This is a genomic window from Lachnospira multipara LB2003, assembly GCF_000702205.1.
GTDB lineage: Bacteria > Bacillota > Clostridia > Lachnospirales > Lachnospiraceae > Lachnospira > Lachnospira multipara_A.
This window is the reverse complement of the sequence record NZ_KL370871.1, coordinates 37,245-56,479: the sequence shown is the minus strand read 5'-3', so window position 1 is coordinate 56,479 and position 19,235 is coordinate 37,245. Positions and strand designations below refer to the sequence as shown.

The window sequence follows — 19,235 nt, the reverse complement described above, 5'->3', positions numbered from 1 at the left end:
TGCTAATCATTCTTTAAAGAATACAGTCAATTTATGGTTTTTTATAGATTGACTGTAGAGAGAGTTGAAAGGCTATACAGGTAAATACGGTCAAATTAGAATTCTTGGTGAATCACCTGTAGGACTTAAAAATCTTAAACTTTATCACATACGGTCAACTAAAGAAAAAGAGCGTTTTGCATGTAGTGTTTAAGATATTATAAGAATTAAAGAGACATAGAACAGTTAATGACGACATATGGAAAAAATGACTTACCAATCACACTCCCCACTACACCACCCCCTTGATATATCTGTTTATAGAGTGTATATATTAATATATACAGTAGATGCACACAGCGAATACAGCTGTTAGATATTGCAACAAATGCTGCAATACTACTACACAAACAAGAAGGAGTTTATATGATAGAAATTAAGGATTTAAAGAAGAAGCTTGGTGCTATGGAACTTAATATGTCTCTTGAAATCCCTGAAGGATATATATGTGGACTTATTGGTAGGAATGGTTCTGGTAAGACAAGCTTACTTAATTTAATAACAGGTTTAACGAGTCCGGATGAGGGCAAAGTAGTAATAGATGGCTTAGAATATGGGAAAGATGATAAAGCCATATATGCTAGAATCGCCTTAGTATCTGAAGATGGTTTATTAGATGGGTATTGTACAGCTAAGGAAAATGGCCTTATATATGGGAGATATTATACAGGATTTAATATGACTAGTTTTCTATGTTTACTTAATAAGTATAGAGTTAATCCTAATATTGCTATTGATAAGTTATCAAGAGGTGAGAAGTTAAAAGTACAGTTTGCATTTGCAATTAGTACAAGACCTAAATATTTAATTCTCGATGAGCCAACGGCTAACTTTGATCCAGAATTTAAGAAGGCATTTCATGAAGAAATAAATAAGTTAATGTCAGATGGTAAACATACAGTTATATTTGCAACTCATATAACTTCTGAAATAGATAGATTAGGCGATTACCTATTATTTATTCATGAAGGAAAGAAAGTCTTTATGGGAGATTTAGAAAGCTTTAGAGATAAGTATAAGTTAGCAGTAGGAGAAGAATTCTATATAGATAGATTAACTAAGAAAGCTCTTTTATCAAAGGAAGTAAATAACTATTCTACAAGGGCTATGTTTGATATGGATTTAATCAATAAGGATTTAGATGAAAGATACATGAATCACTTAGAATTTAGTCCAGTAACAATTGAAGACTTTATGTATTTTTATACTAAGGAGGCAGAATAATGAAAGATAGATTAAGAGTGTATTTATCAGGCTTTAAATTAAGAAAAATAATAAAAGATCGTGGCATTGGAATTTGCTTTATATGGCTAATCATAGTTTTTGATAGAATGAATGATTATGGTGATGAGTTTTTTTCAAACTCAGTGTTTTTAGGTTTATTTGGGGTGCTATTACCCATGTTTTTAATTGTAGCTTCTATGTTTTTTCACAAAATAAACTATGACAAGGTATTTTATCTTTTGCCAATGACATTAGAAGAGAGAAGAAAAACCATAGTATCTAACTATTTATTTGCTGTAATGATACATTTAATTATAGGAATTATTCCTTTATGCATTGTTATAATAATGGCTAGAGTTAATATTTTTACAGCAGCTTTTATGCTATTAAATGTAATAATCTTAAGTTTTATGATTATACCAAAGGGCTTTAATGAATATGTTTCCGTAAGATTTGTAATGGTGGTTGTAGCATGTTTTATAACTCAACTAATTGAGGTGGATATGTTTTATGAAACAAGAATATCAGTGCATGTGTTTATGTGGCTTATAATGTGTATTTTCATTATACCAATGGCTTATAGCTGTAAGAAAAAAATAATAGAAGAATTTGATTATGCCATGACTTATAAAGAAATAAAAAAGGCTAAGTAGAGGTTAATATATGGATTTGACAATAAAGATATATCCCCAGGGCACTCTTGCAATTTATGAGCAGATAGTGATGCAGTTAAAGAATGCCATAGTTTCTGGAGATTTAAAGGCAAATGAAGCACTACCTTCAATTAGACGCCTTGCCGCAGATTTAGGCGTAAGTGTTATTACAACAAAAAGAGCCTATGAAGAACTTGAAAAGGAAGGGCTTGTAAGGTCAGTGGTAGGTAAGGGCTTTTACGTTTGCGAATACAATACAGACTATTTAAAAGAGAAGCAGTTAATGATTATTGAGAAAATGTCACAAGAGGTCATAGCTGAAGCTAAGGCTGCAGGACTAAGTTTGGAAGATTTTATTGAGATGATAAAGGCACTATATGACTAAAAAGGACATGAATAAATCAGCATAAAAGGATAGGATAGGAAATTATGAATAAGATACTTGAACTTAAAAATGTAACTGTAAAAAATAAGAAATTCAAATTAGAAAATATAAATTTTGCCCTTGAAAAAGGTTATGTTTACGGCTTAGTTGGTAAAAATGGTGCAGGTAAATCTACTCTTCTTAAATCCATATATTTTGAAAATTGGCCATATAAGGGAGACATTTTTTTCTCTGGATTTGATATAAAGAAAAACAGAAGATCTGCAATGAATAAGATAGGCTATATTTCAGAGGATTTTTATTTTATAGATGATAGAAGTATGGCTGAAAATGCTAGACTTTTTTCTATGGCCTATAGTAATTTTGATGAAGAAATATGGGAAGAAATGACAAAAAAATTAGGAATTAATTTAAACACTAATTATATGGATTATTCTAGAGGTGAAAAGATAAAAGCTCAGTTAGCCTTTGCATTTGCCCACAAGGCGGAATTGTTAATTATGGATGAAGCAAGCGCAGGACTTGATGCAGTTTTCAAAAAGGAAATGTATGACTTAATTAGAGAAGGCTTAGTTGATGGATTAACTGTTTTACTAACTAGTCATGATTATGAAGAAATAAAGAGAAACACTGATTTCTTCGCAGTAATTAAAGATGGAGCTTTTGGTGAATTTAAAGAAACTATAGAGGAGAATGCTTATGAATATCTTTAAAAATGAGGAAATGAGACAGATAGATGGTTTTTTATATGAAGTTAATAAAGATGCAGATTATAAAACTATTCAGAGGGTAGTGGGTTACTTTTTTTCAATTTTATTTATAGTGTTTTCCTTGTTTTATACTTGTGAAAATGACTTAATGTATGCGTCGTTTTATTATGCTATTGTACTTTATTATTTTGGAAAATTGTTTTTAACAAGTGAAAAAATACAAGTTTTTCATAAGGGGATAACACAGCAAAAACAGTTGAGTTTACTAAAGGTAAATAGAGTGAGTCAATTGATGTTATTAACACCATTTAATTACAAAAATTATATTAAATTACGCTTGTTAGATACATTAAAAATTGAAATTTGTGTAATGGGTATATATTTAATTTCAATTTGCTATATAGCATTAGTTAGTAATGTAACCATTTATCCTGGGAAAATAATAGTTGTTTTAATATCTCAAATTGTAATATTGATTATTGAATTTATAGATTGCTATCTTTGTTGGAAGTTATAAAGTATAATTTAGTTTGCTACCACGATAAATTAAGTCTAGAAATCTTTATCAGTTTGTTGTAAAATAAGTTGGACTAGGCGCTAAAATAATAAATTAGCGATTAGATTAGTTTTTTTAGCGCATTGGCGCTTATTGAAAGATATAAACGAATAAAGAAAGGATCCGAAATATGAAGATTACATCAGTTAAGGGTACTAACGATTACCTACCTAATGAAGTTGAAATTAGAGATTATTTACAGAGTGAAATTCTTAATACATACGTTGCTAACGGATTTGAACATATTACAACACCAGCTATTGAAGATATTGAGAATCTTGATAAGTCAGAAGGTGGAGATAACTTAAATCTTATTTTTAAGATTATGAAGAGAGGCGATAAGCTTGATAAGGCTATTGCTTCAGGAGTTACATCTAAGAACGAGAACGTACTTGCAGATATGGGTCTTAGATATGACTTAACTCTTCCTTTAAGTAGATATTTTGCTAACAATAAGGATAAGTTATCACTTCCAATGAAATGTATCCAGATGGATAGAGTTTATAGAGCTGAAAGACCACAGAAAGGTCGTTTAAGAGAATTTGTTCAGTGCGATATTGATATTATTGGTTCTGATTCAAGAGATTCAGAAGTTGAGCTAATTCTTACAACAACTAAGGCTTTAAAGAGAATCGGTATGAAGAACTTCAAGGTTAAGATTAACGATAGAAGATTACTTAGAGCCTTCCTTTCAAATTGTGGATTTAAGGAAGAAGAATTAGATAGTGTATGTATTACATTTGATAAGATGGATAAGATTGGACTTGATGGAGTTAAGGCTGAATTAGTAGAGAAGGCTTTTGATGAGGCTGCAATTACTAAGTTTACTGACTTCTTAACAGGAGTTTCATCACCTTCAGAAATCAGTCTTGAATCAGTTGAGGCAATCTTAGAGGATAAGACACCAGCTGATAGCTTAAAGTACATCATTAACACAGTTAAAGAAATGACTGCAGGAGATGATAATGCCTTTGATGTAGTATTTGATTTATCTTTAGTTAGAGGTCAGGGATATTACACAGGTACAGTATTTGAAGTAGAAAGCATTGACTTTAAGGGAGCTATTGCAGGCGGTGGCCGTTACGATAACCTTATTGGTAAGTTCTTAGGTCAGCAGGTTAGCGCAGTTGGTTTTTCTATTGGTTTTGAAAGAATTTTCTCAATTCTTATGGAAAATGGCGTAGACGCTAAGTCTCGTCCAACAAGAATTGCAATTATGTATGATGAAGGCGAAGTTGTTAAGGCATATAAGATTGCTGAAAAATATAGAGAAGAAGGTAAGAGCTGCTCATTATATATTAAGCCTAAGAAGATGGGTAAGTTCCTTGGAAAGCTTGAAGAAAGAGGATATAAGGGCTTTGTAAATGTAAGCAATGGCGAAGATATCAGCTTCTTTGGCGAGGAAAAGTAGAATTAAATAAGTCTTGCTATAAAAAAATAATTATGTATAATAGTTATTGTTCATCGGAGGATGTGTAAAGGAAGATTATGCGTCGGATAAGATGACAGAGTTATTCTGTTTATCTTTTCCGGCGCTTTTTTTAAGTTTAGCATTGGATAAGAGAATAAATTTTAGTTATGAGAGGTAATTATGGATTTATTAACAGGAAAGATTAATAAGATTTATTTTAAGTATCTAGCGGCCGCATGGGGAAGTGCTCTTATAGTTTCAATTTATGCCTTAGTAGATACAATTGTAATTGGTAGATATGAGGGTCCTAATGGTACTGCGGCTGTAGCTAACTTTATGCCAATGTGGTCAATTATGTTTGCTCTTGGAATTTGTTTTGGTATAGGTGGTTCAGTGCTACTAGCTCATAGAAGAGGAGCTGGGAAATTTGAAGAGTCGAATAAATACTTTACGACATCAGTGATATTATCAGTGATTGCCTCGGCAATTATTTTTATAGTATATAACCTTTGGGCAAGAGAATTACTTTATTTATCGGGAGGTCGAGGCGCAGTTCTTGATTTATCGACTAAGTACTGTTTTTACATAGCCTTTGCATCTCCACTTTTTGTGATAGGACAAATGTTAATTCCTCTTGTAAGAGTAGATGGAAAGCCCTTCATTACAACAGTTGCTGTAATTGCAGGTGGTGTATTTAACGTGTTTGGAGATATTTATTTTGTTTTTGGCCTTGATATGGGAATTCTTGGCGCTAGCCTTGCAACAGCAATAGGTCAGCTAATTTTTGTAATAATATTATTGTGTCATATTTTTTCAAAAAAATGTAAGCTAAGACTAAACTTTAATGACTTAAAATTAGGAAAGAGAATGAGACAGGTAGTTTCTACAGGTAGCGCAACCTTTATTGTAGATATTGCCATTGGCGTTGTAACAATCCTTGTAAATAACCAGATTATGCGCTATTCAGGAGAGACAGCCCTAGCAGTTTATGGCGTAATTAGCTCATATGTAACAGCAGTTCAGTCAGCAAGTTATGCAGTAGGTGAGTCAGGACAGGCTATTATTTCAACTAATTATGGTGCAGGAAATGCTAAGCGTGTAAAAGAAGCAAGACGAGTAATGCTAATAACTGCCCTTGTGGGAGGCATATTCTTTTGCTTAATTGCTATGGCTTTTCCAAATGTACTTTTAAAAATCTACATGAAACCTACAGCCGATGTTTATGCAATAGGTGCAGGAGCAATTAGACTTTATTGCCTAGATTTAATATTTCTTATGTTTAACATCGCTTCAACTTACTATTTCCAGGCCGTTAATAGATTAAGGGTATCTTTAGTTGTTTCCCTTGCTAGAGGCTTCTTTGTAAATGGACTATTAGTTATGTTACTTCCATTTATTTTTGGAATTAATGGTGTGTGGATTGCAATTCCAGTGGCTGAATTTGTTGTGGCTATTTATGTTGTGGTGATGTTAAAGAAGAAGTTGACAATAAATTAAACAAAAAGCTATTTAATAAATAATTTTTTGAATTTAATCAAATTTTAATTGGATATGTAGTTTCTGAGTGTTAATATGATGTTGTTTCTTTTTAGGGATAGATTATGATAGATAGTTATTTAAAGGAGCAGCAATGTCAGTTATTGAATTAGAGAAAGTTAATTTTTCCTATGATGGAAAGAAAGATATCCTTAAAAATATAAATTTGAAAATAGAAGAAGGAGAAATTTTTGGACTTATTGGCCCTTCAGGAGCCGGGAAAACAACAATAATAAAATTGTTAACAGGTCAATTATTTTCAAAAGACAAGGTTAAGGTATTTAATGATATACCTAAAGGAAAGCTATTCTATGAACAAATAGGATTCGTAATGGATTCCATTGGTTTATATGAGAGATTAACTTGCTATGAAAATCTTAAGATAATGTCAATGATTCATAATGTGAATGCTTTGAATATAATGGAAAAATTAGAAATGGTGGGTCTAAAAGATGATGCTAATAAGGCGGTTTATAAATTATCTAGTGGAATGAGACAACGCTTGCTGATTGCACGTGGAATCTTACACTCTCCAAGAATTTTATTTTTAGATGAACCAACTAGAGGATTAGATCCAGCAACTGCTAAAGATATTCAAGAAATTTTTTTGAAAATAAAAGACGAAGGAACAACTATTTTTCTAACTTCTCATAATATGCAAGAAGTAGAAAATATATGTGACAGCGTAGGCTTTTTGTTTAATGGTGAATTAGTTGAGTGTGGAAAAATAAATGCCATTAAAGAAAAGTACGAAATGAATAAAAGAGTAAGTTTTATTGATGATGAAGGTATTAAAAGCGAATACGATATAAATAAAGATAAGAAGGAGTTAATTGATGCGATTAAGTCTAATAATTCTTTTTATATTAATTCAGAAACTGTATCACTAGAAGATATTTTTATAAAATTAAAGAGGTCAGGTGTAAATGCTAGTTAATAAAATAAGATTGACAATAAAAGCGTTGGCGTTTAAACAGCTAATGGATTTTTTGAGAAATAAAAGAACAATGCTTATTTTCTTTATTTTTCCAGCTATTTATATTATAGCTAATTTGATATCAAGTGACATTTTTAGTTCTGACGGCGCTGCATTTATTCTGATGTATGTAATATTAGTTCCATTGTTGGTTATGGCTACTCTTGTAGCAGAGGAAAAAGAAAAAGGTACATTGAAATTACTAGTTATGTCAGGTGTAAGTTCAATTGAGTACTTTATAGGTGTAACATACGTTTTGTTAGGCTTTATTATAGCTGGAATTCTTATATTTGATATGGCAGGAGCTACAAAGAATTTTGATGATTTTATTATATGTATTTTTATGCTAGTTGTAAGTATTATATCAATGCAAATAGGAGCGATAATTGGTAGAATGGCAAAGAATCAAACTAATGTGGCACCAATTGCAGTACCAACAGTATTGGTTTTATTTTTCTTACCTAACATAGAATTACTTAGACCAAGTATAGATTTTTTCTCTAAGTATTTTTTTACAGGAATCTTATTTAAGGTTATGAATACATGTAGTTATACTATACATGATGTTTTTTGGATGGCTGTTAATTTTTTGATAGTACTTTTAGTGTTTATAAAGAGCTTTAATACAAAGTCAATAATAAGAAGCATATCAGCGTAAGATAAGACATGTCACATCAAGGTGGCATGTCTTATTTTTTCAATACCTACTAAAGAGCTTATGGAAAATGTATCCCCAACCGCTTTTTTTAATTTCATATTTTTCATGTACTTTCTCATATTCTTCGGCATTATAAGTGCCATTAAGAAGGGATTCCTTAAGTTTTTCAAATTCATCCTCTTCTTCGTGGGCTTTTTCCTTATTCAATTCGTTCATAATTCCAGCTGTAATAATACCACTTGGCATGGCAACCATGGCAATGCCAAAGAAGGAACTAATCATAGCAATAAGTCTACCAAGATCTGTTATAGGATAGATGTCTCCGTAACCTACAGTTGTGAGAGTAAGACAAGACCAGTAAACAGCATCAAAAAAGTCCTCGAAACTATCAGGCTCAAGATTAAAAATTAGAGTAGCTGAAATTAGAATATAGGCTACAGCTAATGTAAACACAGAAGCAAGGGCACCTTTTTGATTTTTAAGTACATTTTTTACAAGACGAATAGTTCTTGAATATCTAAAGATTCTAAAGATTCTAAGGAGTCTTGAAAATCTAAAGATACGAAGCAATTTTAGATTGTTACTAAGAAAAGTAAAGGCTGGAAGTATGGTAACAAGGTCAATAATTGCATTAATTGTAAAAGGATATCTAATAAAGGACTTTAGCCTAAATTCGTTAAATTTAAAGTCAGCTGTTGAAAATCTTAAGACATAATCAAATATAAAAATGCCAGCAACAGTTTTATCAAGTACACTTAATCTAGGAGTCGAGTATTTAAAAGCTAGTGGCACAATACCAAGAATTATTGAAATCAGCATAATCCAGTCATAAAGATTAAGTTTTGATGTATTATCTGTAACTGTTGGTTCAATAGCATAGAAAATATTTTCGCGAATTATATGTAATTTACTAGAGCGAATAGTTCTTGAAATCTTCATATTTCCCCTCCTAAAAGTAACTGCAAGATAGTTACTAACTAGCCAATGCTAGAAATGTCCCCTAATATATTTTTTTAATATCCATATATCCATATAGTTTATATCGGAATTTGGAAAAAATAATTTAAGAGAAATCTTATAAAATAGTCTAGAATAAAAAGGACATATTTAAATTTATTCTCGAACATACTTTCTATTTTTATTTAGCTATGATATAATTTTTCTTAGCGATATTAACTTAAGATTTACGGGAGGTTTTATGGCGTTACAGCTTATTTTTGGCGGTTCAGGTGCCGGTAAGTCAACATTTATTTATAAGAAGATAATAGATGAATCAATTAAGAATCCAGATAAGAATTATATAATTGTTGTACCAGAACAGTACACAATGGCTATACAGAAGAGAGTGGTAGAATTACATCCTAACAAGGGTATTTTGAATATTGATGTTGTATCTTTCCAAAGACTTGCTTTTAAGGTCTTTGAAGAGGTTGGAGGAGTTAATTTTCCTATTCTTGATGATACAGGTAAGAATTTAATTATAAGAAGAGTTTTAGAGCAGAATAAGTCTAAGATGTGCTATTTTGCTAGTAATACAAGCAACACAGGTTTTACAGAACAGATGAAGTCTGTGATTTCTGAGCTTTTACAATATGATATTGATAAGGAAAGATTAGCTAAGATAAAGGAAGACTTCAAGGATAATACAGTTCTTTCATATAAGCTTGAAGATATAGATTTAATCTACAACGGTTTTAAGAAATTTATAGATAATTCTTATATCACTAACGAAGAAATTCTTGATGTATTAGCAAGGGTAGCCATAGATTCTAAGATGTTAAAGAATTCTACTATTGTTCTAGATGGCTTTACAGGTTTTACACCAGTGCAGTATAGACTTATTAGAATACTTCTTGAAGTTACGGATATGATTTATTTAACACTTACAGCAGACGTAAGAGAGAAGACTAATGTAGATACTGGCATGGAGAATATCTTCTTTATGACTAAGGAATGTGCCTTGGAACTACGAAAGATTTGTGATGAAGAGCATATTGAAATGTTAGAGGATATTAAACTAGAGGATAATTATAGATTTAAAGAGAATAAGGAATTAGCCTTTTTAGAGGCCAACCTTTTTAGAAAAAAATGGACACGTTATAAGGAAGATGTTAAGGATTTAGTTATTTATTCTGGCAATTATCCTAAGGATGAGATTCATTATGCAACTAATGAAATTTTAAAGTTTACTAGATTATCTGGATTTAGATATTCAGATATAGCTATAGTTACTTCTGATATGGAAAGATATGGAAAACTTACAGCTAATATCCTTGAACAAAATAGCATACCATATTTCCTTGACTATAAGAGACATGTTACATCTAATCCTTTAGTTGAGTTTATTCGTGCTGCCCTAGAAATTGTAACTAAGAACTTTAGTTATGATGCGGTTATGCGCTATTTAAGAACTTCTATGACTGATCTTTCAGTTGATGATATTGATTTAATTGATAATTACATTAGAGCTGTTGGAATTAAAGGTAATAAGAAATGGATGAATCCTTGGACAAGGAAATTTAGAGGACATATTAACGAGACAGACCTTGAAAAGCTTAATAGTCTAAGAGAAAGGATAGTTACACCACTTGCTAAATTAAAGGAAGATTTTAGGGAAGCTGAAGGAAATGTACATAAATTAACCCTCGCTCTTTATGATTTCCTATGTATGCTTAATAGTGAAGAGAAGATTATTAGCTTAGGCGCAGATAGTGATTTAGCTGATGAATTTGAGAAGGTTTATGCTTTGGTAATGGATCTTTTTGATAAACTAGTGGAACTACTTGGAACTGAGAAAGTAAGCATAGGAGAATATGTTAAGATTCTTGATTCAGGTTTTGAAGAAATAAAAATTGGTCTTATTCCACCAAGTAATGACTGTGTTGTAATTGGTGATATTAATAGAACAAGACTTGATGATGTTAAGGTCTTATTTTTCCTTGGAGTTAATGATGGACTTGTTCCTGCAAGATCTGATTCAAGAAGTATTTTATCTGAAACGGATAGAAGAAGCTTAGAAAGTATGGATGTAAAGCTATCTCCAACTAATCAGGAGAAGGCTTTTGTTCAGCGTTATTATTTATATTTGTTCCTAACAAAGGCATCTAAGAAGCTTTATATAAGCTATGCCAATAAGGATACAGAAGGAAAGTCAATTTTACCATCATATATGATACGAACACTTAAGAAGATGTACCCTAAGTTAGATGTTATTTATGGTGGAGAGGAAAGTATAGGTGATTTTTATCTTACATTTCCTAAATCTGAATTGAGTTTTGATGATGAAGGTATTATTGATACAATAGCTGCAGCTAAGGCCTTAAGCTTATATGGCAAGGAACTTAGGGGAAGTGTAACATCTTTTGAAGATTATGAAAGATGTCACTACGCATATTTTCTTCGTTATGGTTTGGGATTACAGGAAAGAGAAGAATATTCTTTTGAAATTAAGGACTTTGGTACAATTATTCACTCAGCCCTAGAACACATTTCATCAGAAATTATTAAGAATAAGATGTCTTTTTCTAATATAAGTGATGAAGAGAGAGCACAGTTAGTTAAGAAGGGTATGGAGGTTGCAATTGATGAGAATGCTAAATCTTTACTTACAGATACTAAGAGAAGTGAGTATCTAATTAAGCGAATGACAGATATTATTGACAGATCTGTTTGGACAATTGGAAAGCATCTTGAATCAGGACTATTTAAGCCTGATATGTTAGAAGCTAAATTCTTAACAGATGTAGAATCTATGCCAAAGGATGTTAGCTTTAAGATGAATGGTAAGATTGATAGAGTTGATATTTGTGAAGATGAAGATAATCTCTATGTTAGGGTAGTGGATTATAAGTCAGGTAAGCAAGATCTTGACTTATTATCTATGTATTATGGACTTAAGATACAGCTTATAACTTATCTTAGAGAGGCTATTGAACTTGAAAAAAGAAGATATCACAAGAAAATTTACGTGCCTGCAGGTATTCTTTACTTGAATGTGGACAATCCTATTGTTGAAGCTAATCCAGATGATAGTGATGAAATAGATGAGGCTATGTTGCAGGAACTTAAGATGAAGGGCTTAGTTAATGATAATGAACATGTCTATAATCTTATGGAGGATATGACAGATAAGAAGGAAGCTAAATCTATTCCTATAAAGCTTAAAACTGACGGCACTCTTGCTAAGGCTAGTAAGGTAATGTCTACAAGGCAGTTGGAGATGCTTTCTGATTATACTGTTAAGGAGAATATAAGGAAGGCTAATGAAATTATAGAGGGTAATATTGAGATAAACCCATATATAAAGGGCAAAAAAACAGGTTGTGATTACTGCCCTTATAAGAGTATTTGTGGATTTAGTGCTGATTTATCAAAGAAAGGATTTAGAAGACTTGCTAATCTAGAGGATAAGATTATATGGCATAACATAAAGACCACACTTGGGGAAATTAGCGAAGAGGAAAGTGAGGAATAAAGTGGGTAAGAATTGGACTAAAGATCAGTTATTAGCAATTAAAGAACGTGATAAGAATATTCTTGTTTCAGCTGCAGCTGGTTCTGGTAAGACAGCCGTACTTGTTGAGCGTATTGTAGAGATGATTACAACAGAGCCGGTTACTGATATTGATAAATTCGTAGTTGTTACTTTTACTAAGGCAGCAGCAAGTGAGATGAAGGACAGAATTAGAAAGGCACTTGAAGCTAAGTTAGATGAGAATCCACTTGATACTAATTTACTTAGACAGCAGACCTTACTTAATAATGCTCAGATTACAACTATAGATAGTTTTTGCCTTTGGATTATTAAAAATCATTTTTCGGAAATTGACTTAGATCCAGGTTTTAGAACTGCAGACCAGGGAGAAATTAAGCTTCTTGGAGCAGATGTGTTAGATGATTTAATAGAGGAATATTATGAAAAGCAGGATAAAGATTTCCTTAATCTAGTGGAAGCTTACGCTACAGGTAGGGATGACAGTAAGATTAATGACCTAATTGAAAAGGTCTATGACCTTGCTAGATCTAATCCATGGATTGATGAGTGGTATGACAAGGTCCTAAAGGTATATGAAAGCATTGATTCAGATGATGACAATGCAGCAATAAAGGACTGTTTATCTAGCATTGTATTATCCCTAGAGGGATACGCCGATTTATATGAGGGCATGATTGAGATTTGCGATAGACCAATGGGACCAGAAAAATACAAGTCTACCATGCAAGCTGAAGCAGCAGGAATGAAGAGTCTACTTGAAAGTGAGAATCTTAAGGGATTTATTGAAAAATTAGGACGAATCTCCTTTGATAGAATGCCTACAATTAGATCAAATCCTGATATAGACGATGATTTAAAAAACCAGGTTAAGAATGCTAGGGATGATTATAAGAAGTATATTGAGAAATTAAAGAAGACTTTTTCTAGGGATTATGATGGCCTAATAGCAGATGTTAAGCATTGCTATACATATGTAAGGACCATAATAAAGCTAGCTAAGGAATACAATGAAAGATTAGCCGCAGTTAAGAAAGATCGTGGAATTATTGACTTTAATGATATGGAACATATGGCCCTATCAATTCTTATAAAAAAGGAAGATGGGGACATAGTTTATACAGACACAGCCAATGAATTAGCTAAGAATTTTGATTATATCATGATTGATGAATATCAGGATTCTAATATGTTACAGGAAGTTATTCTTAATGCAGTGTCAAAGCTTAGATTAAACGAACCTAATAATGTGTATATGGTAGGTGATGTAAAGCAAAGTATTTATCGCTTTAGACTTGCTTGTCCAGATCTTTTTATTGAAAAATACGATAGTTATAAATACGACTCAGATGAATTTAAGAAAATTGAGTTAAAGATGAATTTCCGTTCAAGAAAGGAAGTACTTTTTGCAACTAATGATGTATTCTTAAACGTGTTTAATAAGGCCTTTTGTGGCATTTCCTATACAAGTGAAGTTAGCCTAAACCCTGGATTTCCTTATCCAGAAACTAGTAGTCATGCAAGCTTTAATAATAGTCCATGCGAAATACATCTAATTGATGGAAAGGGTGTGGATTTTATTGAATCTGATGATGATGACAGCTTAGATGCAGATATGTCAGCTAGCTATGAAGAAGGAAGTTATAACAATAAGGAATTAGAGGCACTTCATATAGTTTCCTTAGTAAGAAAGATAGTTAATGAAGAAAACTATGTGTTTGATACAGATCTTGGAGATTATAGAAGAGCAAGTTATAGGGATATTGTTGTGCTTGTAAGATCTAATAAGGGTTGGTCAGATAGACTTGTTAATATTCTTATGAATAATAATATACCTGCTTATAGTGATTATAGTGAGGGCTATTTTAATGTTAGGGAAATTAGCGTGTTACTTAGTTTCCTTACAATAGTAGATAATCCGGTGCAAGAAATTCCTTTATCGGCTTCACTTTTATCATACTTTGGTGGCTTTAATTCAGAAGATTTGGTAAATATAAGAGTTCTTGGCCGCTATTTAAAGAAAGAAAATTGTCTTGAACATCCTAATCTTTATCATGAGATGCTTGCAATTGTCGAGGAAGTTGATGGAGTATTAGATGAGGACTTTGAGGCTATTAGCCTAGAAGAAATAAGACAACTAGCTAATAAGATAAGTGCCTTTTTAACTGAATTAAATGATTATCGTAAGAAGTCTAATCTTTTAAATGTATATGACCTATTGTGGGATATTATTTATAATTCTGGTTATTATGACTATGTTGGTACAATGCCAGCAGGTAAGAGGCGTCAGTTGAATTTGGAAATATTCCTTGATAAGGCTGCAGCTTATAGTAAGACAAGTTACACAGGCTTGTTTAATTTCTTACGCTATATAGAGCGCTTGAAAAAATTCGACATTGATTTTGAAGAGGCATCAACTCTTTCTGAAAATGAAGATTTAGTTCGAATTATGACAATTCATAAGAGTAAAGGCCTAGAATTTCCAATCGTTATTATGGCTGGAGTTAATAAGCAATACAACTTAAAAGACTCTAAAGGAACTCTAATTCTTGATTCTAATCTTGGTATGGGAATGGATTATATAGACTTAGATACAAGAACTAAGACAAGCACAATAGTAAAGGGAGCCATTAAGAATAGAATTGATAGGGAAGCAAGAGCTGAGGAACAAAGAGTACTTTATGTTGCAATGACTCGTGCAAGAGAGAAATTAATAATGGTTTCAGCTGTTGATGATGCTAATAAGCTAATTGAAACAGCAACAAGTGATGCAACATTAGTTAATAACGCCAATGGTTTTAGTTATATGCAGCTTAATAAACATAATAGCTTTTTAGCTATGGTGCTTCCAGTTGCGCTACTTCCTAAGGAACGACAAACAGGAGACTTCCAAATTGATATATTACCCGCAGCAGATGTGGTAAAGGAAGCACAGTCAGTTGAAGTGGTTGAAACGACCATGACTAAGGAAGATTTCAAAAAAGGAAGCCTACCACCACTTCCAGATTATGTAATTGACCCTAAGGCAGAGCGTCCAGTTAAAGTTACAGTATCAGCTCTTAAGAAGATGCAGGCAGATGCTGACTTTGATAGTGAAGCCATGTCTATAATAAAGGAAGACTACAAGGATCAGGAAGAAGCTATGGAAGATTCTAAGGAAAATTCTATGGTAGATTCTAGTATGGAGATACAGAAAAGCCTAGAATCCAAGGATAATCTAGAAAGTCAAGAAACAGAACTAACTAAGGAATACGAGAATAAGCATGTCCCTAAGTTTATTAAGAATACAGTGGATGAACTTGTGGGTAATGAAAGAGGTAGTGCTTATCATAGAATATTTGAATGCCTTGATTATAGTAAGGTTGAGACGCTAGAAGACATAAAGGATAATATTCATAAGATGCTTATGGATGAGAAGATAACTAAGCAACAATATGATTGCATAAAGCCAGAAGACATCTATAAATTTACAAAATCAGAAGTTGGTAAGTTAGCAACTAGGGCAAGCAGTCTTGGTAAATTAAGAAGAGAGCAGCCCTTCGTCTTTGATGTAGACGGACAGCTAGTTCAGGGTATTATAGATATGTTTATTATAGAAGATGATGGAATAATAATCGTAGACTATAAGACAGACTGTGTTCGCTTTGGTAAAGTAGGCATTGATGAATTAAAGAAACGTTATAAGATTCAGCTTGACTACTACGGCAAAGCAGTAGAACAGATTACAGGAATTAAGGTTAAGAAGAAGGTAATCTATGCAGTGAATATGGGACGTGAGATTGAAGTATAAGTTACAAAAGAGGACTTTTATAAGTCCTCTTTTTGTACTTGTAAAATACAAAAATATTTTGAATGTATTATTGTAAGTACAATCCAAAAGGACTATAATAAGACTTGTAGAGGATGTAAACCTCCCATAGGCCAGAATCCACCACAATGACTTATGAGACCTTGACTTTTCTACTTAAAAGTAAACTAAGGGGGTTTATTTATGGTAAGTTTTTTTATTTGTCTTATTATTTTAGTTGCGGGTTACTTTACATATGGTAAATTTGTAGAGAATACATTTAGCCCAGACGACAGAGAGACACCAGCAGTGGCTATAAATGATGGAGTTGATTATGTTGTAATGCCACAGTGGAAATTATTTTTAGTTCAGCTCTTAAACATCGCAGGTCTTGGACCTATCTTTGGTGCCTTAACAGGTGCTGAGTGGGGACCTGTAGTATTTCTTTGGATAACATTCGGTACAATTTTTGCCGGTGGTGTTCATGATTATTTCTCAGGTATGCTTTCAGAACGTAATAATGGAGCTTCAATTGCAGAGGTTACAGGTACATACCTTGGCAATACAATGAAGAACGTAATGAGAGTATTCTCAGTTATTTTGTTAGTAATGGTTGGTACTGTATTTGCAGTTGGACCTGCAGGATTGGTTGTAGTACTATTTAAGAACAATGGCGCTACAGGCATTCTTACAAGTGCACCTTTCTGGCTAGCAATTATTCTTATCTATTATTTCATAGCAACATTTGTTTCAATCGATAAGATTATTGGTAGAATTTATCCAGTATTTGGTATCTGCTTAATTATCATGGCAGTAGGTGTTATTATTGGTACATTTGCAGGTGGTTATCATGTTCCAGAACTTTGGAGCCACTTTACTAATATGCATCCAAAGCATACACCAATTTGGTCATTTATGTTTATTACAGTAGCTTGTGGTGCTATTTCAGGTTTCCACTCAACACAGTCACCACTTATGGCTCGTTGCTTAAAGAGTGAAAAACAAGGTAGATTCGTATTTTACGGAGCAATGGTCGCTGAAGGTGTTATTGCATTAGTTTGGGCAGCAGCTGGCTGTGCAATCTTTGGCGGAGAAGGTTTAGTAAATGCAGGTGGCGGAAACTCAACAACAGTTTACGAAATCTGTTCTAAGACAATGGGTTCAGTTGGTATTATCTTAGCAATGCTTGGTGTTGTTGCTTGTCCAATTACATCAGGTGATACAGCATTTAGATCAGCTCGTCTAACACTTTCAGACTGGTTAGGTCTAGATCAGAATAAGGCTAAGAACAGATTAATCCTTTGTGTACCTTTACTTGGTATTGGTGCAATCTTAGGATTTGGTAATACATTTGGATTTATTGATTACTCAATTATTTGGAGATACTTCAGCTGGACAAACCAGACATTAGCAATGATCGTACTTTGGGCAGCTTCAATGTATCTATTTATGGAAAAGAGAAATTACTGGATTACAGTTGTACCTGCAACATTTATGAGTGCAGTATCAGCAACATACTTTGTAATGGCTCCAGAGTGTTTAGGACTTATTCCAGCACTTAAGAACAATACATTAGTAGCTTATCCAGTTGGCGTAATTGTAGCACTTCTCTTCCTTTGCCTATTTATTATGGCAACAAAGCGTAGAAAAAATGTTACAATGCAAGAAAAGCACGCATAAATAAAATATAAATTATAATTTATAGCCAAGCTAATTACATATAACAAGTTAGGTGGATAAGCTTGTTATATGCTAGCTTGGCTTTTTTAAAAAAAATAAAACGGGAGTTTTTAATATGATTTTTACACCAAAAGCATTAGGATCTTCTAATTTAGACAAGGAAACATTGATTAAAGATAAGAGGGAATGTATTAAATTTGGACCATGTGGATTAGGTAAAAAAGCAATTTACCTTAATTCTTTTTATATAGATAGAATGTATTATGCAGAGTTAAGTAAGATAGACCGCGTATTTAAGAGAGTAGCAATGAGTAAGGGCGGTTTTACAGGAAAAGGTTTGTTTGGGTCAATTCCATACCTTGTGGTTTTATTCAAAGATGGAAGTAAGAAAGTCTGCAATTTTAAATACGAGGAACATGTGGATGAAATCTTAGAGGCTATAAGTGAGGATCATCCAGAAATACCTACACATTCAGTGGAGGCAGAAAAAAGATTATTAAAGGCTAAGAGGGAAGAGGAAGCTAGATACATTAAGAATCTATCAAAGGAAGCCCTTAATACAATTAATAAATTAGAAAATGCCAAGAAAGAACTTGAAAAAGATAGAACATTAAGCAATAATTTAGCCTTTAGTGCTAAGCAAAAAAGAACATTAGATGCAATACATCCAACATATAGATTACTTGCAATAGCTGTATTTTTAGCAGCAGCAGCTTGTGCGGCTTTTGGAATTCATGTGGTTATGACACAGGGCTTTAAGACCGGTGGTTTATATGTGTTAGTAGGTTTTGCATTTATCTTTTTTGTAATATCAGCTCATATTTTACCAACAGGAACTAATAATAAGCGTTATGGTGAGAACTGTTACAAGGAAAGCGTGCAGCATATGGAAAATAAATTAAAAAAGATTTCTAACTTTCCAGTGCCAGCAAGCTATGCCCATCCAATAGTTATTGATAGAATGATTCGCGTTATTAGAGAGGGAAGAGCATTTAATGAAAAAGATGCCATGGAAGTGGTTAAAAAAGACTTAAAAGCTTTAAATCCAAGTGTTAAGGTAACACAGAAAGAGTATGATGAAGTAGTTATTGTGAAACCATTATTTACAGTAATTGATTATAAGTAACT

14 protein-coding genes are annotated in these 19,235 nt (G+C 32.5%); 13 read left to right on the top strand and 1 reads right to left on the bottom strand.

What is annotated here, in order from left to right:
- Positions 1-405 precede the first annotated feature (405 nt).
- The 9 genes from T537_RS0109710 to T537_RS0109670 all read left to right on the top strand — a co-directional run bounded on the left by T537_RS0109710 (position 406) and on the right by T537_RS0109670 (position 8,148).
- On the top strand, positions 406-1,263 hold the full coding sequence (locus tag T537_RS0109710; protein WP_031557589.1) for an ABC transporter ATP-binding protein: 858 nt from the start codon (positions 406-408) through the stop codon (positions 1,261-1,263).
- Positions 1,263-1,916 carry a hypothetical protein gene (locus tag T537_RS0109705; protein WP_031557587.1) on the top strand — a complete coding sequence of 218 codons (654 nt, stop codon included), beginning with the start codon at positions 1,263-1,265 and terminating at the stop codon, positions 1,914-1,916. The genes T537_RS0109710 and T537_RS0109705 overlap by 1 nt, the downstream gene beginning before the upstream one ends.
- 10 nt (positions 1,917-1,926) lie before the next feature.
- The gene (locus tag T537_RS0109700) at positions 1,927-2,301 is read left to right on the top strand and encodes a GntR family transcriptional regulator (RefSeq protein ID WP_051637214.1); all 375 of its coding nucleotides are present in this window, start codon (positions 1,927-1,929) and stop codon (positions 2,299-2,301) included.
- 44 nt (positions 2,302-2,345) lie between these two features.
- The gene (locus T537_RS0109695) at positions 2,346-3,014 is read left to right on the top strand and encodes an ATP-binding cassette domain-containing protein (RefSeq protein ID WP_031557583.1); all 669 of its coding nucleotides are present in this window, start codon (positions 2,346-2,348) and stop codon (positions 3,012-3,014) included.
- Positions 3,001-3,528, top strand: a complete 528-nt coding sequence (locus T537_RS0109690; RefSeq protein ID WP_031557578.1) for a hypothetical protein — start codon at positions 3,001-3,003, stop codon at positions 3,526-3,528. Before T537_RS0109695 ends, T537_RS0109690 begins: the two co-directional genes overlap by 14 nt.
- 169 nt (positions 3,529-3,697) lie before the next feature.
- Positions 3,698-4,978: a histidine--tRNA ligase gene (gene hisS, locus T537_RS0109685; protein WP_031557576.1), complete on the top strand. Its 1,281-nt coding sequence runs from the start codon at positions 3,698-3,700 to the stop codon at positions 4,976-4,978.
- A 180-nt stretch (positions 4,979-5,158) separates the two neighbouring features.
- On the top strand, positions 5,159-6,475 hold the full coding sequence (locus T537_RS0109680; RefSeq protein ID WP_031557573.1) for an MATE family efflux transporter: 1,317 nt from the start codon (positions 5,159-5,161) through the stop codon (positions 6,473-6,475).
- Positions 6,476-6,608: 133 nt separating this feature from the next.
- Positions 6,609-7,451: an ABC transporter ATP-binding protein gene (locus T537_RS0109675; RefSeq protein WP_031557571.1), complete on the top strand. Its 843-nt coding sequence runs from the start codon at positions 6,609-6,611 to the stop codon at positions 7,449-7,451.
- Positions 7,441-8,148: an ABC transporter permease gene (locus tag T537_RS0109670; RefSeq protein WP_031557569.1), complete on the top strand. Its 708-nt coding sequence runs from the start codon at positions 7,441-7,443 to the stop codon at positions 8,146-8,148. Before T537_RS0109675 ends, T537_RS0109670 begins: the two co-directional genes overlap by 11 nt.
- Positions 8,149-8,187: 39 nt before the next feature.
- Here T537_RS0109670 and T537_RS0109665 read toward each other — a convergent pair whose 3' ends face one another.
- Entirely contained in the window at positions 8,188-9,087 is a 900-nt protein-coding gene (locus T537_RS0109665) for an ion transporter (protein ID WP_155895258.1), read from the bottom strand.
- Between the two features lie 259 nt (positions 9,088-9,346).
- Here T537_RS0109665 and T537_RS0109660 point away from each other — a divergent pair, with 259 nt between their 5' ends.
- From T537_RS0109660 to T537_RS0109645, 4 genes are all read left to right on the top strand, one after another.
- Positions 9,347-12,622, top strand: a complete 3,276-nt coding sequence (locus tag T537_RS0109660) for a PD-(D/E)XK nuclease family protein (RefSeq protein ID WP_031557564.1) — start codon at positions 9,347-9,349, stop codon at positions 12,620-12,622.
- A gap of 1 nt (position 12,623) precedes the next feature.
- Positions 12,624-16,430, top strand: a complete 3,807-nt coding sequence (gene addA / locus T537_RS0109655) for a helicase-exonuclease AddAB subunit AddA (RefSeq protein WP_031557562.1) — start codon at positions 12,624-12,626, stop codon at positions 16,428-16,430.
- 201 nt (positions 16,431-16,631) lie between these two features.
- Entirely contained in the window at positions 16,632-18,107 is a 1,476-nt protein-coding gene (locus T537_RS0109650; RefSeq protein WP_031557560.1) for a carbon starvation CstA family protein, read from the top strand.
- A 115-nt stretch (positions 18,108-18,222) separates the two neighbouring features.
- Complete coding sequence (locus T537_RS0109645) at positions 18,223-19,233, top strand: hypothetical protein (protein ID WP_031557557.1); 1,011 nt, start codon at positions 18,223-18,225, stop codon at positions 19,231-19,233.
- Positions 19,234-19,235: the final 2 nt, after the last annotated feature.